The organism is Mesorhizobium sp. ES1-6 (genome assembly GCF_020164775.1).
Classification (GTDB): domain Bacteria; phylum Pseudomonadota; class Alphaproteobacteria; order Rhizobiales; family Rhizobiaceae; genus Mesorhizobium.
This window is the reverse complement of sequence record NZ_JAIUGU010000022.1, coordinates 21,460-30,445: the sequence shown is the minus strand read 5'-3', so window position 1 is coordinate 30,445 and position 8,986 is coordinate 21,460. Positions and strand designations below refer to the sequence as shown.

6 protein-coding genes are annotated in these 8,986 nt (G+C 58.4%); 3 read left to right on the top strand and 3 right to left on the bottom strand.

The genetic code is table 11. From position 1 onward, the window contains the following. Positions 1–539 precede the first annotated feature (539 nt). A complete protein-coding gene (locus tag LB564_RS31065; RefSeq protein ID WP_224542860.1) occupies positions 540–1,694 on the top strand; it encodes a glycosyltransferase in 1,155 nt (384 codons plus the stop codon). Positions 1,695–1,813: 119 nt separating this feature from the next. Here the strand turns inward: LB564_RS31065 and LB564_RS31060 are convergent, their stop codons facing one another. After that, complete coding sequence (locus LB564_RS31060) at positions 1,814–3,280, bottom strand: hypothetical protein (protein WP_140709680.1); 1,467 nt, start codon at positions 3,278–3,280, stop codon at positions 1,814–1,816. A gap of 500 nt (positions 3,281–3,780) precedes the next feature. Here LB564_RS31060 and LB564_RS31055 point away from each other — a divergent pair, with 500 nt between their 5' ends. Together LB564_RS31055 and LB564_RS31050 are read left to right on the top strand one after the other, a co-directional pair. Continuing rightward, positions 3,781–4,002, top strand: a complete 222-nt coding sequence (locus LB564_RS31055; protein ID WP_140709682.1) for a hypothetical protein — start codon at positions 3,781–3,783, stop codon at positions 4,000–4,002. A 566-nt stretch (positions 4,003–4,568) separates the two neighbouring features. Continuing rightward, the gene (locus LB564_RS31050) at positions 4,569–5,327 is read left to right on the top strand and encodes a response regulator transcription factor (RefSeq protein ID WP_181173844.1); all 759 of its coding nucleotides are present in this window, start codon (positions 4,569–4,571) and stop codon (positions 5,325–5,327) included. A 615-nt stretch (positions 5,328–5,942) separates the two neighbouring features. Here LB564_RS31050 and LB564_RS31045 read toward each other — a convergent pair. Next, a complete protein-coding gene (locus LB564_RS31045) occupies positions 5,943–7,379 on the bottom strand; it encodes a DUF4214 domain-containing protein (protein WP_224542859.1) in 1,437 nt (478 codons plus the stop codon). A gap of 254 nt (positions 7,380–7,633) precedes the next feature. Further along, positions 7,634–8,896, bottom strand: a complete 1,263-nt coding sequence (locus LB564_RS31040) for a glycosyltransferase family 4 protein (protein WP_224542858.1) — start codon at positions 8,894–8,896, stop codon at positions 7,634–7,636. Positions 8,897–8,986: the final 90 nt, after the last annotated feature.

Sequence of the window (8,986 nt, the reverse complement as noted above, 5' to 3'; positions counted from 1 at the left end):
TTGCCAAGAATGCTAGACGTGAAGCGCATGCTCCGTTCCCTTTCTGAGTCTCGACAACCAGAAGGTAGACGGAAAACCACCGTCTCACGGGGCATGCGCATGCGGCATTTCGATTCACCAGATACTTTCCCCGGACAGCCCTGCGCGGGTGGACGAATTTGTGTCCGCTCCCTGCCCTTGCGGAGGTTTGACGATCACGATCTTGCACCACACCTGGTGCTGGCGCCGGGACCCAGGCAGAGCTGATCGCGCGGCCTGACAAGCGGCGGTCGGCCTGCGCCTACGCCGTCGGCAGGCATTGCGAAAGCGTAAGAAAGCGCGAATTTCAGGCAGTTGCTCCATCTCCGGTGACGCACCATCAGCCAATAAGGTTAGGGCCAGACTTCCTCTTTTAGAGGAGCGCTTACCCCAGTGGTTTCGTTGACAATAGGCTGCCACCCGATACGCTTTTGACAATCAACTGAAACTTGCGACGGTTTTTTGCCAATACTGTGCATTGGATGAAAGCCGCCGAGGGTTCGACTTCAGGTGAACGGTTGTTGGATATCGAGAAACAGCAAGCTCCAAGGTGGGCGGCGGAAAGATTTGCATCGGGTCGTGCAGAGCCGCCCGTGGCTGCAGCCGTTGGCCGTCCAGTTCTTGAAAACTCGCTATCGATATTGAACCGGACTGGCGCTTGGCACATCGCCAAGGATCTTTGCCGAGAATTCGTTCCCGAACACGCGCGGGTTCGCTATTGGCGGCTCGGTGCGATCGCTCCCGAAGGCTTGGCCCGCAAGATCGCGGCGCGGCTGATGATGCTGGAAATCAACTGGCTCAAGGACAGCCGATGCTGCTTGATCGGCAGCAAGGCCGCTGACCCCAACACGCGTGTCTTTCTCGATCCGCTCTTTGTGCTGAGATCGGAGTTGGCTGAAAAAGATATCGTGCTCTGCCATGACGTCGGCCCTTTGAGCCATAGTTTTCTCTACGACGCTGTAACCGTCGAGAATTACCGTGTCGCCTATGAAAAAATTCGCAGGTGCAGACCCGGGATCGTTTTCGTCAGCGATTGGTCGAAGGATAATTTCGTGTCGATCTTCGGGCTGCAGTTCCGCTTCCTGACAACAATTCCGCTATACGTGCGAACGGGTCTATTTACTGGACCCCTGGAAGCCCTTCCTGGGATCGACAGCCCCTTCTTCCTGACGGTCGGCGCCTTTGAAACACGCAAAAACCAGAACGCCGCGCTTGAGGCATATCGGGATGGCGGGTTTTATGAGCAAGGTATCAAATACGTGCTTTGCGGTCCGCGAGGCGACGGTCGCGACAAGATCATTGCTCTTGCGAACTCCATCCCCGGGGTTGTGATGCCGGGGTATGTGCCCGACACCCAGTTGCGCTGGCTATACGCACACGCTGAAGCATTCGTCCTGCCGAGCCTTTTGGAAGGCTTCGGCATGCCGGCCTTGGAAGCCGCCCATATGGGCCTGCTGCCCATCGTCTCCGAAGACAGCGCCTTGGTGGAAGCCGTGGAGGGCGTGTGCGCACAAGTGGCGCCGAAAGACACAGTCGCGATCAGACAGGCGATGCGATGCGCGTTTTTACGGAGTCCTGCCGAAAAAGCGCAAGCCAGCCGGGAGCTGCGCGACGTTGCTGGCCGCGCGTCTAAACAACGCTTCCTGCAGGGCTGGAGAAGCCTTCTGCTGGGATGACAAAGCGTACCCGGGGACATCGCGCGCGTGGGCTATCTTGCCTATTGGGGGGCCAAAAACAGTGGGCGGCGCGAGATCAAAGAATGGCAAATTGCCCGCCGCCGCGACACGCCCCGCTTTCAGCCCGTCTCCGCGCCAAAAGGCCGATCAGCATCGATAGCGGGCATGGGCTGTGCCGCCGGATAGCTGTTGCGACTTTCAAAATCCGCCGCCGCGCGTAAGGCGCTGACCCTGGTGGCGCAGACGACGGCGATAGCAATGAAGAACACCGCGCCGGGGTCGGCGCTGCTACCAGACACGGAGTTAGCGATTATGCCCGCGAAAGCGGCGTTCCTGATGCTCATTACAACTGCAGCCGTTTCAGGCGCCACCCATTGCTGGACCCCGCCCAATCCCCTGGTCAGCACCCCCAGCAGCATTGCCAGCATCAGAGAGCCAAACAAGCCAAGCTGGGACAGCACCGCGATTGGCCAGCTCGATGCCCTGGAGCTGCCGAAGCCGACGCCAAGGCCACTGGTGTCGACGAAGGACTGGAGGCTTTTGAGGTTCCAATAAGCGCGCTCATGACCCGAAGCGGAATCGGCTTTGTTGATGATGGTGCTGTTGATGAGCCTGACGAAGGGATCCAGCGCTTCGGCCCGGTAGAGGCTGACGCCCATAACAACGGCCACGCCCAGCACCATCAGCACCGTGATCAATATCTCCTCCCGTTCGACTCTTCCCCGCAGAACTGATGCCAGCATTGAGAGGGCGACCGGAATACACAGCAAACTTAGCCCAACATAGGCGGTCGAGGACGTCGAAAGGATCGTCAGAAAAATCAGGATTGCCGAGAGCCATTGGGCGAGGCGCGACCCGGTCATTCTCCAATATGTATAGGAAAAAGCCAGGCAGGCCAGTGAGGCGCCGGCGAACGAAGAAGCCTCCGAAAAAGGTCCCGTGATGCGTGCGAAACCGGCCTCGTACGCGTCGCTGATGATCGCGTAGTTGGCGGTTCTGAGCGGGGCGAGTACGTCGCCCACGCCGGCATTCTTGCTGACGAAATCAATCAGCCCCATACCGGCGTGCAGGGCGCACCACAAGAAGAAGCCACGGCGTAGCTGGCCTATCCTGTCGGCGTGCAGCAACAGGGTGCAAAGCGCAATGGTCGTGAGTCCACCAAGAATGAAATAGCCCGTCTGAGAGATGTTGCCTGAAACCGGAGCCAGCGACGCTTCCACGACGGTGCCGCGGATTTTCGACTGGACGAAAACCGCCGTTTGGCCGGCAAAGAACCTTGGAAACAGCCACGCTCCAATGATTGCGTATACCATGAGGCTCGCAAGGATCCAGACCGGGCGGATGCTCCCAAACACGCTTCCCAAGTCAAGCCATATACGCCGTCTGGCAGCGACGGCAGCGACGAGCAAAGCCTCGAACACGGTGAAAATGAGCGGAGATGACCCTCCCAAAGCAGTCAGGGTCATGACCGCCGTAGCGCCGAATGCCAGGGAAGCGATCAATCCGACGATCAGCACTCCCCGGGAATAGTATGCAATGATCAGAATAGCCGCGCACACCAGCAGACCCGGTAAAGAAACCTGCATTGCTGATCGAGCCTCACTCTCGGTTGGGCATGCTGACGCTGACGAATAACGCTATGTCATGAGGCATCTTTCGACAGGCACATGGTTTGGGCAAGAGAGCCAAACGACGTAGTCCCGTGTCAAATGTCCTGGCGCCGAGCCAGCGGCAGATCCCGCGCGCCGTTATAGTGCCAGCAAGCCTGGAAAAGGGGTTGGTGGCAAAACGCCGGGCACGAGTTATTTTTGCTTGCGCAAAAGACGCTAGCGCCGCGTGGGCCAACAGCTCCGGCAAATTTCGAGACGCCGCCGGTGCGGATTGCGGCCTACTCCTTCCTGCAAACGGCTAATTGGCAACCGCACACTAAAGAACGCCTCGACGGCGGCGAATGTCACACTTATACACAGGTCTGCGAGCACGGTTCTGCTTACAATCGACATAGGTCGTGTTAATTGGAGACTATCGGGAGCTCTTGGCAACGGGGTGGGTTCTCTAGAGGTCCATGTTTAGGAGGATAAGCGGTATGACCGCCCAGGTTATTGTCCATGGCGCATTTGGCCCCAAGCAGATGATGCAATTGAGAGAAATTTACGAACGAGCGCGCGCTGTGAGCGCCCACTATCCTGAATCCCACCTTGCCAACAAGGCCGCCAAGAAGTTGATCGATGCCTTCGAAACCGTGACCGGCGGCGATGAAAAGGGTGGGCCGTGGCTGAGTGACACGGATCCCCAGGGAAACGCCTGAGGTCCACGCGTCAATCCCCGCCCATTACCGGCATGTCTGCTGGCAGCATTTCTATCAAGCTGTCCTGGCGCGCTGCTCCCACGGAGCGATAGAGAAGCACCGGGGCGGGCGAACGGCTCCTATCCTGTCTCGCTCCATCCGCGGTCACAACGCGTAGCCCGGGCAGACGCTGGCAGTCGTCCGGGGCAATGCATTTCGAAGCCTTTTGAAGTAAGACGCCACAGTGCACCTGTCTGCCCAGCTTCCACCCATCGGACGAGCATTACGGCTCAGCCAATCTCGAACTGCTTGCAGGCAGCGTTTCAAGAACTGTTGCCCGCGCAACCGGCGACATTCGCTCGGCGTGATAAAAAATTATCCAAAAATTAACTCAGATTAGCACCTACTTGTAAAGCATAAACTATCCAATGCTAGGTGGCGTTTGGGAGACGAGGAGCGCTGTAAGCTGGAGAAGTCCAGCTAGGCCTCGCGGGATGGGTAGAAAACTTCAAGAAAATCCGGGAATTCGAGGGGGTTTTGTCGGCCGCCAGAAGGTCGTCGTGTCAGTCAAGGGTTGGGGTACTAGCATGATTTCTGTAAACGGACAGCATAAACTCGGCTCGGCAAGTCAACCAGAGGCTCCGTCGAGCAGTATTGTAAGGGGAGGTGAACAAGCACATGGGGAATGCCTCCTTATTCTGGACGGAAGGGCCTTGGACCGCGAATGTCTTGCATCGGCCCTTGAGGATCACGACCTAGGAATGGCCGTTGCCGCCATGGGCGTGATCGAAGAATGGCGCATAAGGAAGGGCGCTTATCCTCCTCTGGGTGCCATCCTATTCAATCTTGGCGGACGTAAGTTTACCGACCGTGGAATTGCAGATGAGATCAGATCCATCTCTTCTGAGTTCAGCTCCGTCCCAGTAATAATTTTATCTGATACGGAAGATCTCGGACAAATACTATCGGCGCTTGAATGCGGGGCACGTGGATATATCCCGACTTCCGTCGGTATTGATGTCTGTGTCGAAGCCGTCAACCTTGCAGCGGCGGGTGGCATCTTTGTGCCGGCCAGCAGCGTGCTTTCCATGCGGCATCTGATCGATTCAGGCAGCCGCGACACGCGTCCGTTGACGGCTATGTTCACGCACCGGCAAGCTGAAGTGGCTCAGGCGCTTCGGCGAGGTAAGGCGAACAAGATCATAGCCTACGAACTGAACCTGCGCGAAAGCACCGTGAAGGTGCACATCCGAAACATCATGAAAAAACTGAAGGCAACCAACAGGACAGAGGTCGCCTATAAAGTGAACGATCTTTTCGGCGAAGGCGCTCTCGCGCAAGAATGATGGCGGTTTCAGGCGGCCCGTCGTGGACTAGCCCCGGCGGGCCGTATTTTTGTTGAGCTTGCTGCGCCATTGTCATTCGCAGCCGCTGCCTATGGCGTCCCGTTCGCGCCCAAGCGCGATAGCGGTCTCCCTTCATCTCAACAGTGTGAAGCGCCAAACTTCGGTGATCGTAAAACTTTGGGGCGGACACGCCGGCTTTGCGTGCAGATCGCGTGATCTCTCCAATCCCTTCAGGAGCGCTGCGCAGTCCTTCCAACAGTCGCGAAGCGCGTGCCGTGGCCGTCGCAGCAAGAACGGCCTTCATCTCGGCAACTCCGACGTGGGCGCGGTCCATGTCACGACAAGGGACTGGCAAATCCGCGCCCGGCCAGCTGGTGATGCCTCTGCCTGATGATCTCGTCCTTCAGGGTCCCTGGCAGGAGCAGGTCGGTGCGGCTTGGCATGGTCGATCGCGTCGATCGGCTGGTCGCATATGCTCGGCGCGAAACAGCCATGCTTGTGCGGATCCGGCAACCGTGAAATGCGATGGACCTGCCGGCGGTGGCCTCACCTCTTTGGCGAGAGGCGGATCAAGGACTTGCCCTGCCACCTTCATAACCGGCGTCTTTGCCCTGCTTAGTCGGGCGCGGGTACATCCGAGGCTTCGCGCATGGCAGCATGTCGGGATTTGAATTCGCTCGAGCTGACGATGCCAAAGGCAATGGCATCGCGTGTCATTGATCCTCCGCGCAACTGGCGGGTATAGGTCTCCATCCCGTAGTTGTCCGCGGGGCGTTCCAACAACAGCAGGTAAAGAAAGGCGACATAGGCGCGGTCGGTAAGTCCGATCGTGGCGTACCTAGCCTCGAATTCTTCGGAGCGGATCATTTCCATGATCACGGTGGTGAGCTTGGCGTCACCGCTCTCAAGCCTCGCCGACCAGCGATCCAACCCCGCAGCGTCGCCGTTATGGCCGAGGACGAGGCAATAAGCAAAATTTACCTGACGCATATAGGTGAACCCGTCGGCAAACTTGGCGCCCGCATCGCACGCCCGGCGTGGTTTGGGCAGGGGCTGCGGGCCACGGGTGATGTCGCGAACAGCCATGTACGCAGGTTTGGGTTCACCTGCTATCCATTTGCCGTTGTTTGCGGCAAGTCTGACCAGTCCCATATTGGCTTCGAAGCTCGGAGCCCAGTAGGTCTCATCCAGCAGCTCGTAGATATGCGCTGCTTCGACTTTGTACTTGTCTTGGAGTTCCCGAAGCCGTGTCATTGTCTGCTTGACGCCGTCAGCCTGCTGGCGCTCGCTGCGTTGACTTCCGTAGGGGTTGTTGAATTCGGTGACCCAGATTGGTTTTCCGTAGGAGGAAATCTCGCGGAAAGCCCATTCAGGATCTTCCCCGTACATGTGCCAGACGGAGAGGTCCCAGGCGATCCCGTCCTGCTTCATCCGCGCAAAGGCACCAGTATGGCCCCACCCAGCCGTTCCCATCGCCTTTTTTATGCTCGGGTCGACTGCCGTCATGCCGTCGGACAGACCTTTCAGGACAGCACTCACCTTAACCCAGCGCGGACCATAGTAGTCGAGGACTCCCGTTCCGCCCGCAGGACCCCACCCGCATGGATATTGCGATCCGTCGTCGCGTTTCTCGCAGGGCTTTATGATGGCATATATCTCCATCTCGTTGCCGAGTTCCCAAACGCGGATATCGTTCTTGAACCTGGCGCCCAGGGTGGACGCCAATTCGCGGGCCTGGCTATAAAGCTCTTCCGGCTTGTTCTGATCCAGGTCTAGTCCCGGGGTGATCACGGGCAGTATTTCGATCCCCCTTTCTTTACCGGCCTTTACCACCCGAGCAAGAGTATCTCCTTCCGCTGCCGCTGTGATATTGACCCGATATGATTTGACTCCGAGGTCCCTGACGAAATCGAGTTGCCTTTCGATTGGAACATCCGGGTAGGAAACCACCGGATGGCCGTTCACGCCCCAGATCATATCGGCGCATGCGGGCGCGGAGCCTGTCAGCAACAAAGCAGCCGCGGCTGCGAAACGAAACGACATGGCCATCATGCCCTCCTGTATGACAGTTGTTATCGCGATTGTCGGAACTGCGGGCTGCTGAAGCAATTTGCCTATACGGGGATGGGAAGCTTCGCACTACCTCCTTTGGAGGCCATGACCTAGCCATCAGGGGGCATGACTGTTTGACTGCCGCCATTCCGATAGAGCACCCGGATGAGCGTTGGTGGGTGCTGGGGATCGATCGAAATTGTTATGAGCTCGCGCGGCAACCTTGGAGGAGCTGCACTTGAGGTAGGTTAGCCCTAGACTTCCCCGAAATCCGCGTCGACCTGGATCATAAGTTCGAGATACTTCCATGCGATCCAACGCCAGGAGTAGCTGCTCGCCCTGGTGTGGCCCTTGCCAACCATTCGCTTGCGCAAATCCGGGTCGACCGCTAGCTGGCGAACCTTATCGGCCCATGACTGAACGTCGTCCGGGTCCGCATAGAGCGCGGAATCTCCACAGATTTCAGGCAGACAGGGCGAAGTCGAGGCTATAACCGGGCAACCCGACGCCATTGCCTCGATAGCGGGCAGCCCAAAGCCTTCTATCCTTGATGGAAACAGGAAGCAGAGCGCGCCTTCGAGCGCCTTTTTGAAGTCGTGATCGCTTACGCGCCCAAGAAGGACGATGTTCGATGGCATTTCGGGGACGTGACGCAACACCGTGGTCTCGTCGACGTCACCAGGCATCCAGAGGTCGAGACCCATCCCATCTAGAACCGATGCGAGCTTAGCGAGAAGCCCCATATTCTTGTATTCCTGATCCCCCCGGCCCAGGCAAACGACATATGGCCTGCCGCGATTGACGGTCAGGGAGGATCTTGCTGCATCCCATTTCGTGGCATGATCGCTGCCGTTGTAGGTGACGACGATGTTTTCCTCGCGTGCGATCCCGAACCCGACCAAATGGCTGCGGGAGAGCTTCGAAACGGTCGTGATCCTTGCAGCCCGCCTGCCTAGCATTGGAAGGATCAGGCGGTGTGCCCAACGGAACCCTCTCGGGTAGCTCGACGGCATCAATCTCGTGTGCATGTCGTGGATGCATGCGATCTGGCGCCTCAGCACGACGGGTGCGAGGTTGCAAAAGCTGAGCAGGCCTCCCGGCACATGCCAGGGCAGCTGCGCCTGCACCCAGAACTGGGGAAGTCGGGGCCTGTTGAACTCAGGGACGACCCGCATCGAGATGGCTTTGAGGCGAAGAGGTTCGGCCGGCGGGCGCGGCACCACCAGATCGATCTCAAGGTCGCGACCCAACGGATGCCCTTCGGAAATAAGGGCATCGAGAGCCAATGTCACCTCGTGGGCGTAACGCGCTATTCCATTGCGTCGAAGCGTCGTGAAATCGCCGTTTATCGTCCACCGCCGCTTGGGGGGGGCGAAGTCCGCCGCTATCCGGCCGGGATGGCCAATGAGGTATTGCGAGCCGTCGGGAAGCGACCCTGCCACGGCCGCGGCGGGGCTGTGCCGACGCGAATTCCCGGACTGCACCGCCGGCGCCGCATTGAACTCAGATTTGCCCATGGCCTCCCCCACATTGCCGGATCAATAGCCAGACTAACACTCTCGCAACTACAGCGGCCCTCAAACGTTTGAGGTACTTTCAACGCTCGC

What these genes read in the sequence shown, in the direction of transcription:
- LB564_RS31045 (WP_224542859.1), bottom strand. Translation starts at nt 7,379, where the DNA reads ATGATGGCCATGTCGTTTCGTTTCGCAGCCGCGGCTGCTTTGTTGCTG.
- LB564_RS31040 (WP_224542858.1), bottom strand. Translation starts at nt 8,896, where the DNA reads ATGGGCAAATCTGAGTTCAATGCGGCGCCGGCGGTGCAGTCCGGGAAT.
- LB564_RS31060 (WP_140709680.1), bottom strand. Translation starts at nt 3,280, where the DNA reads ATGCAGGTTTCTTTACCGGGTCTGCTGGTGTGCGCGGCTATTCTGATC.
- LB564_RS31055 (WP_140709682.1), top strand. Translation starts at nt 3,781, where the DNA reads ATGACCGCCCAGGTTATTGTCCATGGCGCATTTGGCCCCAAGCAGATG.
- LB564_RS31050 (WP_181173844.1), top strand. Translation starts at nt 4,569, where the DNA reads ATGATTTCTGTAAACGGACAGCATAAACTCGGCTCGGCAAGTCAACCA.